The following is a 20,870-nucleotide window of genomic DNA, read 5'->3' on the forward strand; positions in this document are numbered from 1 at the left end:
ACTTTTCCTACGGCGCCATATCGGTTTTCTTTTCCCCGTCGTTCTTGGTCTTTTTTTTTTGGTTTTCGTGGTTCGTGGGCGGGGGCGCGGGGGCCCGCCCCCCGCCCACCCCGAGTGTCTGTCCGCCGGCCCGGTGCGGGCCGGCGCGCCGTCACCGGGCCGGTCGGTCCAGGACGGTCAGCAGCCGGTCGGCGAACTCCTTCGGGGACTCGACGGCGCCGAGGTGGCCGCCCGGGAACTCGACGAGTGTGGATCCCAGCAGCTCCGCGAGGCGCAAGGCCGGTCCGTACAACGGGAGTTGGCGCCGGGAGTCGCGCCCGGCGGCCGGCACCAGCTTGTGGGCCACGGGCCGGAGCGCGGCGAGGTCGGGCACGGCCGAGGAGAACGGACAGAGGACGCGGCCCAGGAAGACGGGCAGGTTGACGTGCATCCGGACGGCCATCTCCCGGATCTCGGGCGGCAGTTCCGTCGGCTGCGCGGGCGCCTGCCGGCCTGATCCCTCCGCCAGTCCCTCACTGAACCGGGTCATGGCGGCGTCGGCGCCCTCGGCGTGGAAGATCTCGCGTACCTCGGCGAACAGCGCTCGATGCGGGGCGGGATCCTCCAGAAGCCCCAGCAGCGGTGGTTCGTGCGCGACCACCCGGCGCAGCCGATCCGGGTGCCGGGCGAGCAGATCCACCGCGACGACGGCGCCGGAACTGCAACCGAACACGACCGCCTCCTCGTCGGGGGAGAGCAACTCCAGCAGTCGGTGGGCGTCGTCGCTCCAGACCGACACCCGTTCGTCGGCGCGGGGAGCGTCCGCCGGGCCGTCGAGCGGGCTGCGGGACAGACCCCGCGGGTCGTACGAGACGACCGTGTGACGGGAGGCCAGCTCCGGTGCCATGCCCGCGTACAGTCCGGCGTCCCCGGCGCCGCCGGGGATGAGCAGCAGGACCGGTCCGCTGCCGAGTGTCTCGTAGTGCAGGGTGGCGCCGGGCACTGCCAGGGTGCCGGTCCGGGACGGGTTCATGGCTTGCTCCAGTCGGTGGTCCGTACGGTGAGGGCCCTCGTGCCCTCGACCAGGTTCCTAGTATTCCTAGGTTGTGACCTAACTCAACTAGGTTTCCCCGGTGACCGCCGTCTCTGGACAGCCGGAACGCGCCAGGCGTAACGCTGGGTAACCTCCCTGCTGTCGTACAGTCGAAGCCGGGGGAGGAAGACCGGAGGGAGGGGATGGCGTGCCGCTGGAGCCGGTGCGGTTCGCGGTCCTGGGGGCCGTCCGGGTGTTTCGGGGGGACGCGGAACTGGAGCTCGGAGGACCGCAGGAACGTGCCTTCCTGGCCCTGCTGCTGGTCGGAGCGGGGCGGCCGGTCGCCGTGGGCGAGATCGTCGACGTCCTGTGGGGAGCGGATCCGCCGCGCAGCGCGGTCAATGTCGTCCGGCGCCATGTGGGTTCGCTGCGCCGGCTGCTGGAGCCCGGCCTCGCCGCCCGTGCGGAGGGGCGCTGGCTGGTGCGGGACGCCGGTGGATACCGGCTGGTGACCGACGGTGACTCCTCGGACCTGCTGAGGTTTCGCGCGCTGCGCGAGGAGGGGCGCCGGATCGCGGACCGGTCACCCGCGCAGGCGCTCGAACTCCTCACCGAGGCGCTGTCGCTGTGGCGCGGGCCGCTCGCCGTCGGCCTTCCCGCACAGGCCCGTGCGCATCCGGCCTTCGACGCCGTGGAGCGTGAGCGGCCGGCCGCCGTGCGGCAGGCGGCGGACGCCGCGCTGCGCGCCGGGAGGCCGGACGCGGTCCTGCCCGAGCTGCGACAGGCCGCGGCGCGGCACCCGTTGGACGAACCCCTCCAGGCGGGACTGCTCCTCGCGCTGGCGGCGGCCGGACACCGCTCGGAGGCGCTGGCCGCCTACGAGGCCGTACGGGCGCGGCTGGCCGAGGAACTCGGGATCGACCCCGGAGCGGAACTGCGCGGCGCGCGCGACGCTGTGCTGCACGGGGTGCGGGGGGCGGAGGCCGGGTCGTCCGGTGCGTCGAGCGGCGTGTCCGAGGGGCCGTGGCCGGACGGTTCCGCCGCACCTGCGCCGGCTCCTCCGTCCCCCCTTCCAGTGCCCGCCCAACTTCCGCACGACATAACGGCGTTCACCGGCCGAGACGTCGAGCTCGACGAGGCGTTCGCGCTGTCCGGTGCGGACGGGTCGCGGCCCGGGGCCGTGGTGATCAGTGCCATCGGCGGTATGGCGGGCGTCGGCAAGACCACGCTCGCGGTGCACTGGGCCCACCGGATCGCCGACCGGTTCCCCGACGGACAGCTCTACGTCAACCTGCGCGGCTTCGATCCGTCCGGCGCCGTCCTGGACCCGGGGGAGGCCGTCCGGGGATTCCTCGCCGCGCTCGGGGTGCCGCCGGAACGCGTCCCGCACGGGGTGGACGCCCAGGCCGCCCTCTACCGCAGTGTGCTCGACGGGCGTCGGGTCCTGGTCGTGCTGGACAACGCGCGTGACACCGAGCAGGTGCGGCCGCTGCTGCCCGGCTCGCCCGGCTGCCTCACCATCGTCACCAGTCGCGACGAACTGCCGGGGCTCGTCGCAGCCCACGGCGCCCACTCCCTGGTCCTGCGCCCGTTCGACGCCGTCCGGGCGCGGGCCTTCCTGGTCCGCCGACTGGGCGCGGAGCGGGTCGCGGCCGAGCCGCGGGCGGCCGACGAGATCAGCGAGCTGTGCGCCGGACTGCCCCTCGCCCTCGCCTGCGTCGCCGCCCGCGCCGCCGGTCACCCCCACTTTCCGCTCACCGCCGTCGCCGCCGAACTGCGCGAGGCCCACGGCAGCCTCGACGCCTTCGCCCGCTCCGACGCCTCCGTGGACGTCGGCACGGTCTTCTCCTGGTCCTCGCGCGCGGTCTCGGCCGAGGCCGCCCGACTGTTCCGGTTGCTCGCGCTGCACCCCGGCCCCGACCTCTCCCTGCCGGCCGCGGCCGCTCTGGCGGGCCTGCCCGTACGCCGGGCCCGGCCGCCGCTGGGCGAGCTGACCGGTCTGCATCTCGTCACCGAACACAGCCCCGGCCGCTACGCCTTCCATGACCTTCTCCGCGCCCACGCCGGCGAACTCGTCCAGGAGTGCGACACCGAGGCCGACCGCCGGGCGGCTCTGAACCGGCTGAACCACCACTACCTGCACACCGCCCACGCCGCCGACCGGCTGCTGGCCCCCAACGCCGACCCGCTGCCCCCACCGCCCGCGCCCGAGGGCGTCCACCCCGAACCCCTCGCCGACGACGACCGCGCCCTGGCCTGGCTCACCGCCGAACACGCGGTGCTGCTCGCCGTCGTCGAGACGGCCGCCGTGTCGGGGCAGCCCGCGCAGGAACGTATCGCCTGCCAACTGGCCTGGTCCCTGGAGCCCTTCTTCGACCGGCGCGGTCACTGGCACGACGGGCTCGCCGTGCAGCGCACCGCGCTCGACGCCGCCCGCCGGCTCGCCGACCCCGCGCTGGAGGCCCGCGGCCTGCGCGGACTGGCCCGCGTGGAGGGCCGGCTCGGTCTGCACGCCCGGTCCGTTCCCCGACTGGAGCGGGCCCTGGAGCTCTTCACCGGGCTGGGCGACGACACGGGCCGCGCCCACACCCACCGCAGTCTCGGCTGGGAGTGCGACCAGCAGGGCGACCTGCCCGGCGCCCTGCGGCACAACCAGTTCGCCCTCGGCCTGTTCCGTACGCTCGGCGACCGTGCCGCGCAGGCCAGCGTGCTGAACTCGGTCGGCTGGTACCACGCTCTGCTTGGGGACCACCGGCAGGCCCTGACGCACTGCTTCGAGGCGCTCACCATGCTCCAGCAACTCGGCGACCGCTACGGCCAGGCCGCCACCTGGGACAGCATCGCCTACGCCCACCACCACCTCGGCCGCCACCCGCACGCGCTCCTCGGCTACCGCAACGCCCTCGCCCTGCTGCGCGACCTGGGCGTGCCCTACGTCGAGGCCGACATCCTCGTCAGGGTCGGCGACACCCACCTGGCCACCGGCGACCACGAGGGCGCCCGTACCGCCTGGGAGGAGGCTCTCGTCCTCCTCAGGGGCCTGAACCACCCCGACGCCGAGCGGGTCGAGGCACTGCTGAACGCACAGGACGGTCACGCCGGTGCCGTCTGACATCCGGCTCCGGCTCGAACACGCCGCCGGACGGCACCCTTGGGCGAAGTGATGCGCTTCGAAGTGCTGGGGCCGGTACGGGTGTGGCGGGAGGAAGGGGAGGAACGGGAGGCAGGGGAGCTCGATCCCGGTTTCCCCCAGCAACGCGCCCTGCTCGCTCTGCTCCTGACGCACGCGGGCCGGCCCGTGCCGACGAGCGAGGCCGTCGACGTGCTGTGGGCCGAGCGGCCGCCCGCCAGCGCGCTGAACGTGGTGCGGCGCTACGCCGGCGCGTTGCGGCGGCTGCTCGAACCGGGGTTGCCGCCCCGCGCTCCGGGCCGGCGTCTGCTGCGCCGGACCGGCGGCTACCTCCTGGAGGCGGCGACCGACGAGGTCGACCTGCTGCGTTTCCGTGAGCTGACCCGGCAGGGCAAGCGGGCGGCGGCCACCGGACGGCCCGAGACGGCGGCCCGGCAGTTCGTCCTGGCGCTGGGGGAGTGGCGTGGGCCGGTGGCGATGGGGATCCCGGCGTCCGCGCGCGAGCACGTCCAGTTCACGGCCGTGCAACGGGAACTCCTCGAGACGGCCCGGCTGGCGGCCGACGCGGCGCTGCTGTGCGGCCACGCCGAGCAGGCGCTGCCCGCCCTGCGCCGGGCCACCGCGCACGACCCTTTCGACGAGCCGCTGCACGCCAGGCTGATGCTGGTCCTGGCCGCCTGCGGACTCCAGGCGGAGGCGCTGGGGGCGTACGAGGACGTCCGCCGACGCCTCACCCGCGAACTGGGCCTCACCCCTGGAACCGAACTGGCGGCGGCCCACACGCGCGTACTGCGCCAGGACGTCGGACACCGGCTGAAGAGCGGGCCGGTCGTACACCTCGCCCGACCGAGCGAGACCACGAGGACCACCACCACCCCGGCCGCCGTGACCCGGGCCGCCACGACCCCGGCCGCCGTGACCCGGGCCGCCACGATCCCGGCCGCCGTGACCCGGGCCGCCGTGACCCGGGCCGCCGTGACCCGGGCCGCCACGACCCCGGCCGCCATGACCCGGGCCGCCACGACCTCGGCCGCCGTGACCCGGGCCGCCGTGACCCGGGCCGCCACGACCCCGGCCGCCACGACCCGGGCCGCCGCCACCGCCCCGGCCGCCGTGACCCCGGCCGCCGTGACCCCGGCCGCCACGACCCCGGCCGCCACGGCTCGGGCCGCCGTGACCCGGGCCGTCGTGACCCCGGCCGCCACGACCCCGGCCGCCACGACCCGGGCCGCCACGACCCGGGCCGCCGTGACCCGGGCCACCACCACCCCGGCCGCCACCACCCCGGCCCCGACCGAGCCCTCCGCCCCGGGACCCGCCGACATCGGGGTTCCCGGCCCGGAGGCGTTCGGCGGAAGTGCCGCCGCTGTGGGAAGCGCCGCCTGCGGGTCGACCGGTTCGAGGGGCGCCGCTTCCCGGCCGCCCGGTTCGGGGGCTGTGGGTCCGGGGTTCGCCGCAGCCGAGGCGGGCGCTTCCGAGGCTGTCGCCGACCCCAGCCTCACCGTGCAGGGCTCCGCCGTGCGGGGCTCCTTCGCGCAGGGCTCCTTCGTGCGGGGCTCCGCCGTGCAGGGCTCGTTCGTGCGGGGCTCCGCCGTCCAGGGCCTCACCGTCCTGCGGTCGGTCGATCCGGGGTTCGTCAGCCCCAGTGCCGCCGACCACGGGGCTGTTGCTGCCCCCGGGCCTGCCGCTCCCGGCGAGGCGGGCGGGCTCGGCCGCCCGGCCGACGCCCCCGCCGGCCGGGGTGTCGTGGGGTCTGTGCGGCCCGCTCAGCTGCCGCCGGCTCTTCCCTCCTTTGTGGGGCGGGCCGTCGAGCTGGACGGGCTGGAGAGGGCGGCCGGCTCGGCGGCGGGGGTCGTGCTGGTGGGCGGGATGGCCGGGATAGGCAAGAGCACCCTCGCGCTGCACTGGGCGCACCGGGCCACCGACCGCTTCCCGGACGGGCAGTTGTACGTCGCGCTGCGTGGCTCCGATCCGGTCCGGCCCAGTGTGGAGCCGGCCGACGCGCTGCGCGGGATGCTCGCGGCGCTCGGCGTGCCCGCGCCCCGCATGCCGGACGGGGTGGATGCCCTGACCGGCATGTACCGCACCCTTCTCGCACGTCGGCGCGTCCTCGTGGTCCTCGACGACGCCGCCGGTACCGGACAGCTGAGCCCGCTGCTGCCCACCGGGCCGGGCTGTCTGGCACTGGTCACCAGCCGTCACACCCTGCCCGGACTGGTCGCCTCGGGAGCACGGCCGCTCCGCCTCGCGCCGCCGTCCGCCGAGGACGCGTACGCGTTGCTGGCCGGGCGGATCGGTGCCGAGCGGGCGGCCGCCGAACCCCGGGCCGCCGACGAGATCGTCGCCCGGTGCGGCCGGTTGCCCCTGGCGCTGGCCACCGTCGCCGCGCGTGCCGTCATCCGACGGGACTTCCCGCTCGCCGCGGTGGCCGCAGGACTGCGCGAGGCGCACGGCAGTCTCGACGCCCTCGTCGCCATCCGCGAGGCCTTCCTGGGGTCCTACCGGCTCCTGACGCCGGACGGCGCACGACTGCTCCGGCTCCTGCCCCGGCACGAAGGACCCGACATCACCGCGGCCGGGGCCGCCGTCCTCGCCGGGCTGCCGGTACGCCGGGCGAGGATGCTGCTCGGCGTGCTCGCCGACGCCCACCTGCTCGCCGAACCCGCGCCGGGTCACTACACCCTCCACGACCTGCTGCGGGTCTTCGCCACGGAACGCGCCGCGGCGGAGGACCGCCCGCACGGCCCATGAAGGCGCTGTCACTTCGTTGTCACTCTTTTTGCACATCCGCCGAATTACGGTCCGGACGACGTGATGGACGGTCCTCGGAGGCTACGGCGGAAGATGCCCACTACCAGCAGCAGTACCTGTGACAGCTCCCGTGTTCTCGACCCGCCCGTGTGCCGGACCCGCCTGGGCGTCGAGATCACGACCGGCGAGGAGACGCCGGCCAGGCTGCCGGGCGAGGCGGCGCCGCACCCCGCGTACCGGCTGCTCGCCCGTGACGGCGGCGAGTACCTCTTCGTCGGCCTGCGGAGCGCCGCTCGGCCCGACACCGCCGTCCCTGCCCCCGCCCCTGCCGCCCAGGAGCCGCTCGATGGCCTCGGCCTGCGTCTGGCGCCCGGGGACGTCTGCTTCTACGACGTCCACCGCGCGCCGGCGCTCGACTTCCGCGAGCCGTTCAGGGCGACGACGTTCCTCGTCCCGGCCGACCTGCTCGGCCTGGTGGACTCCGACGTGCGGCGGATCGCGCGCAGGCCGGTCGCCCGCGCCTCCCGGCTCGGCACCCTGCTGTCGCCGCTGCTGTCCGACCTGGCCCGCGCCACGGCCGAGGCGCGCCCGCCGGTCGGCGAGATGCTCGCCTGGAACGCGGTGAACCTGCTGGCGACCCTCGCCGCCGAGCAGTTGGGCACAGCGGTACCCGGAACACGCGATACGCCCGGGACAGTCGATACGTCCGGGGCACGCGATACCCCCGGGGCACCGGGCACCTCCGGTGCGCGCTCCCCGGTGCTGGGGCGTGTCCTGGAGTACGTCGAACTGCAGCTGACGGACCCGAACCTGTCTCCGGAGGTCATCGCGCGTGCCCACCACATCTCCGTGCGCTATCTGCACAAGCTGTTCAAGGACGAGGGCACCACCGTGGGCCGGTGGATTCTGCGCCGCCGTCTGGAGGAGTGCCGACGCGACCTGATGCGGTACGGCCGCGGCGGCCGGACCATCGCGGCCGTGGCCGCCCGGTGGGGTTTCCTGAGCGCCACGCACTTCAGCCGGGTCTTCCGGTCGGCCTACGGCATGTCCCCGCGCGAATGGCGGGACACCGCGGGGCGTGCCGCGCGGAGCGGTCAGCGCTGAATGCGGGCGGAATCCCGGCCTGTTCACCATGAGGAGCAGAACCGTATTCTCGAATCTCTCTTCGTGGCCGGAGGAATTCCGTGCCCACCACTCAACCGGCTTCTGTGCACTGTGAGCACAGCGTCGGTGCGCGGGTGGACAAATTCCGCCCGCTCGGCGGATTTAGCGTGACGGGGCAAGACAACGCACATCGAATACAGCAGGAGATGCCATGTCCGACGTCGTCGAGCCGGTCACGCCGGTGCTCGAACCCGAGGCTGCGGCGTTCGCCGAGGCGACCGCCAACCCGCCGTACCTCTTCGACCTGCCGCCGGCTGAGGGGCGCAAGGCCGTCGACGAGGTCCAGTCGGGTGAGATCCACAAGCCCGCGGTCGACGAGGAGTGGATCACCGTCTCCGGCGGTCCCACGGGGAGTGTCCGCGCCCGGATCGTCAAGCCGGCCGGCGCCGAGGGCACCCTGCCGGTGATCCTCTACATCCACGGCGCGGGCTGGGTGTTCGGCAACGCCCACACCCACGACCGGCTGGTGCGCGAACTCGCCGTCGGCGCCGAGGCCGCGGTCGTCTTCCCCGAGTACGACCTCTCGCCCGAGGCTCGCTACCCGGTCGCCATCGAGCAGAACTTCGCGGTCGCCCGGTGGATCGTCGAGGAGGGCGCGTCCAAGGGCCTCGACGCCACGCGCATCGCCGTCGCCGGTGACTCCGTCGGCGGCAACATGACCGCCGCCCTCACCCTGATGGCCAAGGAGCGCGGCGGCGTCCCGCTGGTCCAGCAGGTGCTCTTCTACCCGGTCACCGACGCGAGCTTCGACACCGGTTCCTACCACCAGTTCGCCGAGGGCTACTTCCTGCGCCGCGACGGCATGCAGTGGTTCTGGGACCAGTACACGACCGACGAGGCCGAGCGCGCCCAGATCACCGCGTCCCCGCTGCGCGCCACCACCGAGCAGCTCAAGGACCTGCCCCCGGCCCTGGTCATCACCGGCGAGGCCGACGTGCTGCGCGACGAGGGCGAGGCGTACGCGAACAAGCTGCGCGCGGCCGGTGTCCCGGTCACCGCAGTGCGTTTCCAGGGCGTCATCCACGACTTCGTGATGCTGAACGCGCTGCGCCCGACCTACGCCGCCGAAGCCGCCATCACGCTCGCCGTCGGCACCCTGCGCGACGCTCTGCACGTCTGACCTTCAGGAGACATACCGCAATGACTACCCCCACCGTCGTCCTGGTCCACGGAGCGTTCGCGGACGCCGCCAGCTGGTCCGGCGTCATCGCCGAACTCCAGGGCCAAGGCGTTCCCGTGGTCGCCCCGCCGAACCCGCTGCGCGGCCTCGCCTCCGACGCCGCGTACGTCGCCTCCTTCGCCGCTCAGATCGACGGGCCCGTGATCCTCGTCGGTCACTCCTACGGCGGCGCCCTCATCACGGTGGCCGGCACCACGGAGAACGTCGTCGGCCTCGTCTACGTCGCCGCCTACGCCCTGGCGGAGGGCGAGAGCCTCGGCGAGCTCCAGGGCCGCTTCCCGCTCTCCACGCTGGTCAGCAACCTCAAGCAGTGGACGTACCCGGTTCCGGGCGGCGACCCGGCCGTCGAGGTCACCATCGCCGAGGACGCCTTCCCGTCGGTGTTCGCCGCCGACCTGCCCGGGGGCGTCACCAAGATCCTGGCGGCGTCCCAGCGCCCGCTGGCCGCCGCCGCGTTCGAGGAGACCGCCGCCGCGGCCGCCTGGCAGACCAAGCCGTCCTGGGCGCTGATCGCCGGTGCGGACGAGGCCATCAACCCCGAGGTCGAGCGCTTCGGCGCCAAGCGGGCCGGGGCGACGATCGTCGAGCTCGACGGCGCCTCGCACGCCGTCGCGGTGTCGCAGCCGAAGGCGGTCGCGGACCTGATCCTCGAAGCGGTCCGCGCGACGAGCTGACGCCCGCCGAGAACAGCCGCGCGGACGTGACCCCTGTGCGCGTCCGCGCGGCCCGTCAGCGGCCTCGAACCCGTCGTGCGAGGTCGGCGGCGGCCTCCGGCCAGTCCGGGTGGCCGAAGGCGAAGCCCGCGTCGAGCAGCCGGCCGGGGACGACCCGCCGGCTCTTGAACAGCAGCTCGGTGTCCGAGCGCAGGGCGAAGGCGCCGAGTTCCGCCATCCACTTCGTCGCGGGCAGGCCCACCGGGACCCGCCACGCGCCGCGCAGCGCGCGCATGAAGGCGCGGTGGGGGAGCGGGGCCGGGGCGGCCAGGTTCACCGGACCGTCGAGGTCGTCCCGTCCGACGAGGAACTCGACCGCGCGGACGAAGTCCTCGTCGTGGATCCAGGACACGTACTGACGGCCGCCCGCGACCGGGCCGCCGAGGCCGAGCCGGGCGAGCCGCGACAGGACGTCGAACACCCCGCCCCGGTCCGGGCTCATCACCATCGCGGTCCGCAGCGCCACCTTGCGGGTGTGCGGGGTGTCGGCCGTCTCCTGCTCCCGCTCCCAGGCGGTCGCGATGTCCACGCTGTAGCCCCAGTAGTCCGGGACGCCGGGTTCGGCTCCGCCGATCATGCCGGTGGCCTCGTCGTTGGGGGCGTCGAACCGGTGGGCGTAGACGGTGGCGGTGCTCATCTGGAGCCATACCCGCGGGGGTCGCGCGGCGGCGGTGATCGCCTGGCCGACGACCCGGGCCGAGTCCACCCGTGAGTCCATCATCGCCCGGAGGTTGTCCGGTGTGTAGCGGCAGCTGACGCTGCGGCCGGCCAGGTTGACCACGACGTCGCTGCCGTCGATCACCTCGGCCCAGGGCCCGAGGCCGCGCCCGTCCCACAGGATCTCGCCGGGGCCCGCGGGCCGTCTGCTCAGCACCGCGACCTCGTGTCCGGCCGCGGTCAGCGCGCGGCGCAGCACGGTTCCCACCTGCCCGGTCCCGCCGGGTAGCACGATCTTCATGAGGAGGGCCCCCTTCTTGTCCGAAGAGGACCCTACTACTGTTTTGAACGCGTTCAAAACTTCCTTCCGCGGTGTCCTTACGCCCCGTGTGCCTCCAGGGCGGCCCGGACCCCCGACTCCAGCGCGCCCTCGATCCACGACGGCTTGACCGAGGTGTGGTCGCCCGCGAAGAGCAGCGGTCCCTCGGCGGAGCGGATGGCGCTCAGCAACTCCGTGTGCTGACCGGGGAGCAGAACGGACGCCTCCCCGTAGGCGTACGGGTCGCGCAGCCAGCTCTGGGTGCGGCCCGCCCCCGTGTAGAAGACCTCGACGCGCTGGCCGTAGACCTGCTGGAGCCCGCGCAGGGCGTGCGGATAGCGCGCGTCGTCGTCCAGGGAGTCCCAGCGGGAGGCGTCGTCGGCCCAGCTGTAGGAGGCGAGGACGACACCGCCCGCGCTGCCGGCGACCGGGTGGGACGGGTTGATCATGAACCGGTTGGAGTTGTCGGAGACCGAGCCCCCGCCGACGATGTGCGCCGCCTCGGGCTGGTCACGGCCGGCCCACCGGTGGGCGGCGTAGTGCACGCGCTGCCCCGCGCTGATGTGCCCGGGCGGCACGGACGGATGCCCGCCGAGCAGACTCCCGTCGGCCGGTGCCCTGCCCGACCGGTAGTCCTCGTACAGCCCCGGCCGCACGGCGTCGAGTTCCCGCTTCCAGTCCGCCTCGTCGAACTCCCACCAACGGCGGCTGAACTCCAGCAGTACCTTGGTCGCGCTGTCGTAGTGCAGCTCCGCGACGGAGCGCCGCTTCTTGTACGACATCAGCGGGCTGATCTGCACCTGGCGCAGCCCCGAGAACGGCACCGTGACGATCGCGAGGTCGGCGGTGAACTGCTCGCGCGTCACCTTGCCGTCGCGCCCCTCGGAGACGGTGTCGATCCACACGTGCGGCCCGTCGGCCCGTACGTGCGAGGTGTTGTCGTTGCCCTGCCGGTCCGGCGCCCAGTACTCGATGTGCGTCGCGCGCCGGTCGAGCCGGATGACGTCGGAGACCTCCTTCAGCAGGGCGTCCGGGAGCGTCGCCGTACCGCCGACCAGCTCCCAGAACTCGGTGTCCGGGCTGATGAGCGAGGCGCTGATGAAGCTGTGGATGAAGGACAGCGGCAGCCGGGAGGTGAGGTTCTCCAGCGTGCCGACCAGGTCGACGGTCCGCTCGTCCAGGCCCGCCTCCTCGGTCAGGAACCGGTACATCGACCAGTCCCCGAACCGCTGCACCACCCGCGCCCAGCCCTGCACCCGCTCCGGCAGCGGCTTGTCCACCCGTTTGCCGTCGGCGCCCCGGGTGCTGAACTCGTCGCGCACCGGGTCCAGGGCCTCCCGCAGGATGGTCGCGGACGGGGTGTCCCAGTACTTCCGGGGCACCCCGAAGGACCGGTTGACCTTGCGCGGCGACTTGGCGTACGCGGAGCGGCGCACCCGCACGCCGTTGACGTGCAGCCAGGCGTTGTTGACGGGCTTGCCGTCCGCGTCGACGTCCACGAGGTGGAACCGGCGTTTCTCGATGCCCAGTTGACGGATCAGGTTCATCACCAGCGGATGGCTGCCGGGGATCCGCATGGCGCCCGCCTCCGCGTACTGCTTCGCGTCGGCGAAGGCCTGCGCCGCGTGCTCGTGTCCGCCGGTACGGAACGTCTTGATGCGGCCGCCGACCCGGTTGCCGTTGGCCTCCACGAGCGTGACGTGGTGCCCGGCCCGCTTCAGCAGCCAGGCGGCCACCAGCCCGGCGGGCCCGGCGCCGATCACGAGGACCTTCTTCCCGGTCCCGGTCCTGGCGCGGGGCAGTCCGCCGGTGAGGACCTTCTCGTACCGGGGCACGAGCGGCCGGTCGTGCTCGTCCACCACCAGGAGCGCTCTTGCGACGATGAGGCAAGTGGCCCGGTCCGCGGTCGACTTCGGCGGACAGACGGGCTGCTGGGGGAGGGCCGCGGCCGGTGCGGCGACCGTGAGTGCGGCGGCGGTCGCCGCGGTCGCCGCGGTGGCCGCCGTGAACCGTCGGCGGGAGAGCCGAACGGGGTCGACAGAAGCGGAAGAATTGTCCATGTGTCCTGGATAGGGGCAGGACGCGGGTACGGAGGCGCGCTCCTGTGGATCATCACCTGAACGTGTAGGCGCACCACCGGGGAAGTGCTCCCGCGGTGCTTCCGACGCAACTGAAAGGCGGGCGGGGGAAGTTTGCGCCGCTCGCCGGGCCGTCGCGGACCCCGCGTATCAGGTCAAGCGTCCCGGACTCTTGACTCGGTAGGGGATCTGTCGCGATCCTCGTCGCACTATCTTGCGTCGGTCATGACAATCTCATGGGCAGTCGAAAAGCCCTCGTCGACCGCGCCTTCCCGCCGACCGAGGGACGTGGGCTGTGACCATGACCGGACGCCCGTACCGCAGACGCCGAGATGTCACCGTCGTCTCACTGCTCCTCCTCGTGCTCGCCACGGTCCTCGGCCCCACGCCGAGCTCGGCGGCCGGTGCGGACTGGTGGACACCGACGGCCAGGCCGACCCCCGACTCCCGGGTCAATGTGACCGGCGAGCCGTTCACCGGCACCGACTCGGCGGGCGATGTGCGCGGGTTCGTCGACGCGCACAACCACCTGTTCTCCGACGAGGCCTTCGGCGGGCGGCTCATCTGCGGCAAGGTGTTCTCCGAAGCCGGGGTCGCCGACGCGCTCAAGGACTGTCCCGAGCACTACCCCGACGGCACGCTCGCGCTCTTCGACTACATCACCCACGGCGGTGACGGCAAGCACGACCCGGTCGGCTGGCCGACCTTCAAGGACTGGCCGGCCTACGACTCGATGACCCATCAGGCGAACTACTACGCCTGGGTCGAGCGGGCCTGGCGCGGCGGACAGCGGGTGCTCGTCAACGACCTCGTCACCAACGGCATGATCTGTTCCATCTACCCGTTCAAGGACCGCAGTTGTGACGAGATGACGTCGATCCGCCTCCAGGCGAAGCTGACGTACGACCTCCAGGCCTACATCGACAAGATGTACGGCGGCACCGGCAAGGGCTGGTTCCGGATCGTCCTCGACAGCGCACAGGCGCGTGAGGTCGTCAAGCAGGGCAAGCTGGCGGTCGTCCTGGGCGTCGAGACCTCCGAGCCGTTCGGCTGCAAGCAGATCCTCGACATCGCGCAGTGCAGCCAGGCCGACGTGGACAAGGGGCTGGACGAGCTGTACGCGCTGGGCGTGCGCAGCATGTTCCTGTGCCACAAGTTCGACAACGCGCTGTGCGGCGTCCGCTTCGACGAGGGCGGCCTCGGCACGGCCATCAACGTCGGCCAGTTCCTGTCCACCGGCACCTTCTGGCAGACCGGGAAGTGCACCGGACCGCAAGCCGACAACCCCATCGGCACCGCCGCCTCCGAGGCGGAGGCGGACCTGCCGGCGGGCACGGTGGTCCCCTCGTACGACGAGGACGCCCAGTGCAACACCCGCGGGCTCACCGCCCTGGGCGAGTACGCGGTGCGCGGCATGATGAAGCGCAAGATGATGCTCGAGATCGACCACATGAGCGTCAAGGCCACCGGACAGGCGCTCGACATCTTCGAGGCCGCGAACTACCCCGGCGTGCTGTCCTCGCACAGCTGGATGGACATCGACTGGACCGAGCGGGTCTACTCCCTCGGCGGCTTCGTCGCCCAGTACATGCACGGCTCCGAGGCCTTCGGCGCGGAAGCCGCGCGCACCGACGCGCTGCGTGACAAGTACGACGTCGGCTACGGCTACGGCACCGACTTCAACGGCATCGGCGACCACCCCGCCCCGCGCGGAGCCGACGCCGCGAACAAGGTCACGTACCCCTTCAAGAGCGTCGACGGCGGCTCCGTCATCGACAGGCAGACCGTCGGCACCCGCACCTTCGACTACAACACCGACGGCGGCGCCGACGTGGGCCTGATCCCCGACTGGATCGAGGACATCCGGCTCGTCGCGGGCCAGGACGTGGTGGACGACCTCTTCCGGGGTGCCGAGTCCTACCTCGGCACCTGGGGCTCGACCGAGCAGCACCAGGCCTCGGTGAACCTCGCCAAGGGCCGTACCGCGACGGCCAGTTCCTCCGAGTCCAACCCGTTCACCAGCTACCAGCCCGGCCGGGCCGTGGACGGCGACGACGCCAGCCGCTGGGCCAGTGACTGGAGCGACGACCAGTGGTGGCAGGCCGACCTGGGCTCCACCAACCTGGTCTCCCGCGTCACCCTCGACTGGGAGCGCGCGTACGGGAAGTCGTACCGTGTGGAACTCTCCACCGACGGCACCGCCTGGACGACCGCCTGGTCCACCACCTCCGGCGACGGCGGCCTGGACACGGCCAGGTTCACCGGCACCCCCGCCCGCTACGTCCGGGTGCACGGCCTGGACCGGGGCACGGATTGGGGATACTCGCTGTACGAAGTGGGCGTCCACAGCGCCTAGCGGGCCGGCACGGGGGGACACACATGGCACGGATGCCGTCGGCGCAGCGGCGCCGGCAGCTGACGGAAGCGGCGATCAGAGCGATGGCCCGGGACGGCGTCCCCAAGACGACCACCCGGTCCATCGCCGCCGAGGCCGGGGTGTCCCTGAGCGTCTTCCACTACTGCTTCGACTCCAAGCAGGCCCTCGTCGAGTCCGTCATCACGACGCTCACCGACCACTCGGTGAGCGTCGTGAAGGACGCGCTACGGCCCAGGGCCACCCTCGAGGAGACCGTCCGGGCGGGCTTCCAGGCGTACTGGGACCACGTCCGCGCCCATCCCGACGAGCACATGCTGACCTACGAACTCACCCAGTACGCCCTGCGCGAGCCGGGGTTCGAGCAACTGGCCCGGCGGCAGTACGAGATGTACGGCGACGCCTACACCGACCTCATCGAACAGCTCCGCAGCGGCATGGACCTCCGGCTGAGCGTCCCCGTCCCCGTCCTGGCCCGCTATCTGGCCGCCATGACCGACGGCCTGACCCTCAACTACCTCGTGCTCGGCGACGCTGCCGCCTGGACCGACATCCTCGACACGGTCACCTCCCACATCGCGGGCCTGGTCATGGCCGACGCGCCCGCTACAGGGTCCGGGCGATGAGCAGAGCGACGTCGTCGTGGTCGTCGGGATGGCGCAGGCCGTACAGCAACAGGTCGCAGATCTCCTCGAGCGGACGGCCGGGCTCGTCCAGGAAGGTGAGCAGGACCGCCAGGCGGTCGTCGATGGAGTGAAGGCGGGTCTCCACGAGGCCGTCCGTGTACAGGACCAGCAGGTCGCCGGGGGCGAGTTCGGCCGTGGTGGCCTCGAAGGGGACGCCGCCGACGCCGAGCGGGGCTCCGGTGGGCAGCTCCAGCAGGGTGGGGGGATGGCCGGGGCCGGCCAGCGCGGGCGGCATATGGCCCGCGTTGGCGATGCGGCACTGCCGGGTACGGGGGTCGTACACCGCGTACAGGCAGGTCACGATGTAGTGCTCCAGGTCGCAGGTGATCTTGTCCAGGTGCCGCAGCACGTCGCCGGGCTCGAGGTCGAGGTCCGCGTAGGCGCAGGTCGCGGTGCGCAGCCGGCCCATGGTGGCGGCGGCGTCGATGCCGTTGCCCATGACGTCCCCGACGACCAGCGCGGTCTTGTCGTCGGTCAGCGGGATGACGTCGTACCAGTCGCCGCCGACCTCGCTGGTCGCCTGGGCGGGCTGGTAGCGGGAGGCCAGTTCCAGACCGGTGTGATGCGGCGCGTGGTCGGGCAGCAGGCTGCGCTGGAGAGTGAGGGCGGTGTTGCGCACGCTCTGGAACCAGCGCGCGTTGTCGATGGCCACGGCGGCACGGCCGGCCAGCTCACTGGCCAGGATGACGTCGTCGTCGTCGAACGGCAGCGGGTTGCGGGTGCGCTTGAGGTCGAGGGCGCCGAGCACCTCTCCGTGGGCGATCAGCGGCACGGCGAGGTACGAGTGGACCCCGGCCCGGGCCAGCAGCGCCCCGGCCTCGGCGTCCCGGGCGATGCGGGGGATGTCCTGCTCGCCGACGTGCCGCACCAGGACCGGCCGGCCGGTGTGCACGCACAGGGTGACCAGACGGTCACCGTCATAGGCCGCGACATCGCCCGGCGCGTCGGCGGCGCGCAGCGCCACGGTGGGATGGGCCGCCTTCAGCGCGAGCGCGCGGAAGAGCTCCGGGCCGTTGTCCGGCCGGCGCGAGCGGCGGCAGGCCAGGGCGGCGTCCAGGATGTCCACGGCGACCACGTCGGCGAGCTGGGGGACGGAGATCTCGGCCAGTTCGTGGGCGGTCCGGTCCACCTCCAGCGTGGTGCCGACCCGGGTGGAGGCCTCGGCGATGAGGGCGAGGCGCCGCCGGGCCCGGTCGGCCTCCGCGGCGGCGCGGTGCCGTTCGGTGACGTCCACGACCGAGGCGGCCGCGCCCAGCACCCGTCCGCCGGGGTCCTCCAGGCGGTAGAACGAGAGGGACCAGGCGTGCTCGTGGTCGGGGTCGGTCGGCGGGCGGCCCACGTGGTACTGGTCGAGCAGCGGCGTGCCGGTGGTGAGCACCTGCCGCAGGGCGGACTCGATGGTGTCGACGTCGGGAAGGGGCATCGCGTCCCGCAGCCGACGGCCGACATGGTCCTCGGCGGGGATGCCGTCGATGCGTTCGAGCGCCGGGTTGACGAGGAGATAGCACAGGTCGGGGTCCAGGAGGGCCAGACCGATCGGCGACTGGTTGATCAGCCTTTCGCACAGCGCCAGATCGGTCTCGACGCGCTGGAGCAGATTGTGGTCGGCGGCGATGCCCAGGGCGTAGACGTCCCCGAGATCGTCCTGAAGCCGCATGTTGCGGAACTCCATCAGCCGGCTGCTGCCGTCCTTGTGCCGGACGGGGAAGGCGCCGGCCCAGCTCCGGCCGGTCTCCAGCACATCCGCGAACAGCCTCACCACGGACTGCAGGTGCTCGGGGTGGATCAGCAGCCGCGCCGCGTACTTGCCGAGGGCCTCCTGCGCGGTGTAGCCGAAGAGGTCCTCCGCCTGCGGGGTCCAGAACACGATGCGTCCGTCGATGTCGACGACCATGGCGGACACGCTCAGCACGTCCAGCAGACCGGTGGGCGCGGACGTGTCGGGGCCGTACGCGTCCCCGCCCGACCGGATGGGTTCGGCTGTCATCGCGGAGCCTCCTCCTGTACCTCCATGCTGCCTCTGGTTCGGCGCCTGCGGAAACGGAGGCCTCGCAGGGGCCCGACGGCGCCGTGCGCATCGGGCGGACAAGCAGGACCATGGTTCGTGTAAAGGACGGAACCCATGGATTCTGCGCGAGAAGCTTTCGACGCTCCGACGCCCGCGGGACCGCGCGATCTCCTGGACGCGTCCACCGACGCGGCGGCGATCGTGTCCGCGGACGGCGTCGTGGTCGGCTGGACGCGAGGTGCGGAAGCGTTGCTCGGCCGTCCGGCCGCGGAGGTCGTCGGCCGTTCGGCTGCGGAGTTGGTGGCGATGGACCGGGACCCGGCACGGGTGGCCGGTGTCGCGGCGCGGTGCCGGGCCGGTATGGGGTGGAGCGGTGTCATCTCCGTACGGCACCGCGACGGCCGTCCCGTCGACGTCGACCTGCGGGTCTCCGCCTCCTTCCGGATCGGCGACGACGAGTGCTTCCTGTTCTCGGCACGCAGTCAGGGCGAGCAGTGGACGGTGGGCCAGTCCGTCCTCGACGGGTTCCTGACCCGTTCCCCGGTCGGCATGGCCGTGATGGATCTGCAGCTGCGCTACGTGTGGCTGAACGACACGCTGGAACGGTTCGGTGGTGTGCCCCGCGAACAGCGCCTGGGGCGCCGGCTGAGCGACCTGCTCCCCGGCCTTCAGGCGGTCGCCATCGAGGGGCTGATGAGCAAGGTGCTGGAGACCGGGGACCCGATCACCGACTACGAGTACCTGGGGTGGAGCTGGGCCGACCCGCACCGCCGGCACGCCTACTCCACGTCGTTCTTTCCCCTGGTGGGTGACGACGGCTCCGTCACCGGGGTCTGCTACATGGTCCAGGACGTCACCGAGCGGTGGAACGCCCGCCGGCTGCTGGCGCTGGTCAACGAGGCCGGCACCCGCGTCGGCACGACCCTGGACGTGATGGTCACGGCCCAGGAGCTCGCCGACTTCGCCGTTCCCGGATTCGCGGACTTCGTCATCGTCGACCTCCTGGAGCCGGTGCTCAGCACCGAAGGGCACGGCGCGTGGCTGACCGACGCGGGACCGGCGCCCGTGCGGCCGGTGATGCGCCGCGCCGGGATGTGCTCGGTGCGCGAGGGCTGCCCGGAAGCCGTGGCACGCATCGGGGACCGGGTGGACTTCCTGCCGCCGCCGCACGACGCCAACCTGCTCATCGACGGCGAGCCGATCCTCATCCCCGTCCTCGATCCCTCCGACGAACTGTGGACCACCGAACAGCCCCAGCGGGCGGTGAGCATCCGCGAGTTCGGCCTGCACTCCCTCATCTCCGTGCCGATGCGGGCGCGCAACACCGCCCTGGGCCTCGCCACCTTCGTCCGGTCCCTCAACCCCGTCTCGTTCCGGTCCGACGACGTCCTGCTGGCCCGGGAGCTGGTGGCGCGCGCGGCGCTGTGCGTCGACAACGCCCGCCGGTACGCCCGGGAACACACGGTGGCGGTCACCCTGCAGCGCAGCCTGCTGCCCCACGCCCTGGCGGGCGGAACGGCGCTGGAGCTGGCCTCCTCCTACCTGCCGGCGGACCCCACCGACGGGGTGGGCGGCGACTGGTTCGACGTGATCCCCCTGTCCGGGGCCCGGGTGGGCCTCGTGGTCGGCGATGTGGTGGGGCACGGCATCGCCGCCGCGGCGACCATGGGCCGGCTGCGCACCGCGGTGCAGACCCTCGCCGACATGGAGATGCCCCCCGACGAGCTGCTGGCCCACCTCGACGACCTCGTGCTCCGGCTGAGCGTGGAACGGACCGACGACCCGGCCGCCCACCAGGCCGCCACCGCCTTCCTGGGGGCGACCTGCCTCTACGCCGTCTACGACCCGGTCACCCGACGGTGCACGATGGCCCGGGCGGGACACCCGCCGCCCGTCGTCGTCACCCCCGACGGGCAGGTGTCCTTCCCGGAGCCCCCGGCCGGGCCTCCGCTGGGGCTCGGCGGGATGGCGTTCGAATCGACCGAGATCGAGCTCGCCGAGAACAGCCTGATCGGTCTCTACACCGACGGACTCGTGGAGGGAGCCGACCGGGACATCGAAGAGGGCATGTTCCGCCTCGGCGAGGTGCTGGCCCGGGCCGACGCCGATCTGGCGGCCCTGTGCACCTCGGCGGTGCGACAGCTCGTGCCCGTGCCCCAGCCCGACGACATCGCCCTGCTCCTGGCGCGCACGCACGCCCTCGGCGCAGACCACGTCGTCTCCTGGGAGGTGCCGGCGGACCCGGCCGCTGTCGCCGACGTCCGGGCCCGGGCCACCCGGCAGGTGGAGGCCTGGGGGCTCGGCGATCTGGCCATGACGTCCGAGCTCATCGTGAGCGAGCTGGTCACCAACGCCGTGTGCTACGCCACACCGCCCATACGGCTACGGCTGATCCTCGACGCACGCCTGACCTGCGAGGTCTCCGACGCCAGCAGCACGGCGCCACGGCTGAGGCATGCCCGGATCATGGACGAGGGGGGCCGCGGCCTCTTTCTGGTGGCCCAGCTCGCCCACCGGTGGGGTTCCAGGTACACGGCCGACGGAAAGATCATCTGGGCCGAGCAGGAGATCCCGTGACCCGGTCCGCGCCCTGATCCACCCGGAGAGGTTCTGAGCGGCCGTGGGCCCCGTACTCGCCGGCGTGCTCCAGGTGCACCGGATCACCGAGAAGAACCATGAGGTACCGGGAAGAACCTGTCTCCCGGCCGGCACCGTCTCCCGCCGGCGCCGCAGGTCGGCGGGTAGTACCGCGGTACTACCCGCCCGGAGCGGTTCAGCCTCCCGGTACCACCGGACAG

12 protein-coding genes are annotated in these 20,870 nt (G+C 72.8%); 8 read left to right on the forward strand and 4 right to left on the reverse strand.

Features of this window, described 5'->3' with window-relative positions; translation table 11 throughout:
- Positions 1–151 precede the first annotated feature (151 nt).
- Positions 152–1,012, reverse strand: coding sequence for an alpha/beta fold hydrolase (locus ACFWBD_RS07980; protein WP_385664239.1), 861 nt, complete (start codon positions 1,010–1,012; stop codon positions 152–154).
- 208 nt (positions 1,013–1,220) lie between these two features.
- Here ACFWBD_RS07980 and ACFWBD_RS07985 point away from each other — a divergent pair, with 208 nt between their 5' ends.
- From ACFWBD_RS07985 to ACFWBD_RS08005, 5 genes are all read left to right on the forward strand, one after another.
- Positions 1,221–4,124 (forward strand): BTAD domain-containing putative transcriptional regulator, encoded by a 2,904-nt coding sequence (locus ACFWBD_RS07985; RefSeq protein WP_385664242.1) that lies wholly within the window; start codon positions 1,221–1,223, stop codon positions 4,122–4,124.
- A 51-nt stretch (positions 4,125–4,175) separates the two neighbouring features.
- The gene (locus tag ACFWBD_RS07990) at positions 4,176–6,893 is read left to right on the forward strand and encodes a BTAD domain-containing putative transcriptional regulator (RefSeq protein WP_385664671.1); all 2,718 of its coding nucleotides are present in this window, start codon (positions 4,176–4,178) and stop codon (positions 6,891–6,893) included.
- 93 nt (positions 6,894–6,986) lie between these two features.
- Positions 6,987–7,997, forward strand: a complete 1,011-nt coding sequence (locus ACFWBD_RS07995; protein WP_385664245.1) for a helix-turn-helix transcriptional regulator — start codon at positions 6,987–6,989, stop codon at positions 7,995–7,997.
- Between the two features lie 211 nt (positions 7,998–8,208).
- On the forward strand, positions 8,209–9,177 hold the full coding sequence (locus tag ACFWBD_RS08000) for an alpha/beta hydrolase (RefSeq protein ID WP_385664248.1): 969 nt from the start codon (positions 8,209–8,211) through the stop codon (positions 9,175–9,177).
- Positions 9,178–9,197: 20 nt separating this feature from the next.
- Positions 9,198–9,911, forward strand: a complete 714-nt coding sequence (locus ACFWBD_RS08005) for an alpha/beta fold hydrolase (RefSeq protein WP_385664251.1) — start codon at positions 9,198–9,200, stop codon at positions 9,909–9,911.
- A gap of 55 nt (positions 9,912–9,966) precedes the next feature.
- On the opposite strand, the gene ACFWBD_RS08010 is transcribed toward ACFWBD_RS08005, so the two are convergent.
- Both ACFWBD_RS08010 and ACFWBD_RS08015 read right to left on the reverse strand, forming a co-directional pair.
- Positions 9,967–10,908 (reverse strand): DUF1731 domain-containing protein, encoded by a 942-nt coding sequence (locus tag ACFWBD_RS08010; RefSeq protein ID WP_385664254.1) that lies wholly within the window; start codon positions 10,906–10,908, stop codon positions 9,967–9,969.
- Between the two features lie 77 nt (positions 10,909–10,985).
- A complete protein-coding gene (locus ACFWBD_RS08015) occupies positions 10,986–12,986 on the reverse strand; it encodes a flavin monoamine oxidase family protein (protein ID WP_385664257.1) in 2,001 nt (666 codons plus the stop codon).
- A 319-nt stretch (positions 12,987–13,305) separates the two neighbouring features.
- Here ACFWBD_RS08015 and ACFWBD_RS08020 point away from each other — a divergent pair, with 319 nt between their 5' ends.
- On the forward strand, positions 13,306–15,360 hold the full coding sequence (locus ACFWBD_RS08020; protein WP_385664260.1) for a discoidin domain-containing protein: 2,055 nt from the start codon (positions 13,306–13,308) through the stop codon (positions 15,358–15,360).
- Between the two features lie 23 nt (positions 15,361–15,383).
- Positions 15,384–16,004: a TetR/AcrR family transcriptional regulator gene (locus tag ACFWBD_RS08025; RefSeq protein WP_385664263.1), complete on the forward strand. Its 621-nt coding sequence runs from the start codon at positions 15,384–15,386 to the stop codon at positions 16,002–16,004.
- Here the strand turns inward: ACFWBD_RS08025 and ACFWBD_RS08030 are convergent.
- On the reverse strand, positions 15,985–18,051 hold the full coding sequence (locus ACFWBD_RS08030; RefSeq protein ID WP_385664266.1) for a SpoIIE family protein phosphatase: 2,067 nt from the start codon (positions 18,049–18,051) through the stop codon (positions 15,985–15,987). The two genes, ACFWBD_RS08025 and ACFWBD_RS08030, sit on opposite strands and share 20 nt — an antisense overlap.
- A gap of 135 nt (positions 18,052–18,186) precedes the next feature.
- On the opposite strand from ACFWBD_RS08030, the gene ACFWBD_RS08035 reads away from it, so the two are divergent.
- Positions 18,187–20,649 (forward strand): SpoIIE family protein phosphatase, encoded by a 2,463-nt coding sequence (locus ACFWBD_RS08035; protein ID WP_385664269.1) that lies wholly within the window; start codon positions 18,187–18,189, stop codon positions 20,647–20,649.
- The last annotated feature ends 221 nt before the right edge of the window (positions 20,650–20,870 follow it).

This window comes from Streptomyces sp. NPDC060002, assembly GCF_042737245.1.
Classification (GTDB): Bacteria; Actinomycetota; Actinomycetes; order Streptomycetales; family Streptomycetaceae; genus Streptomyces.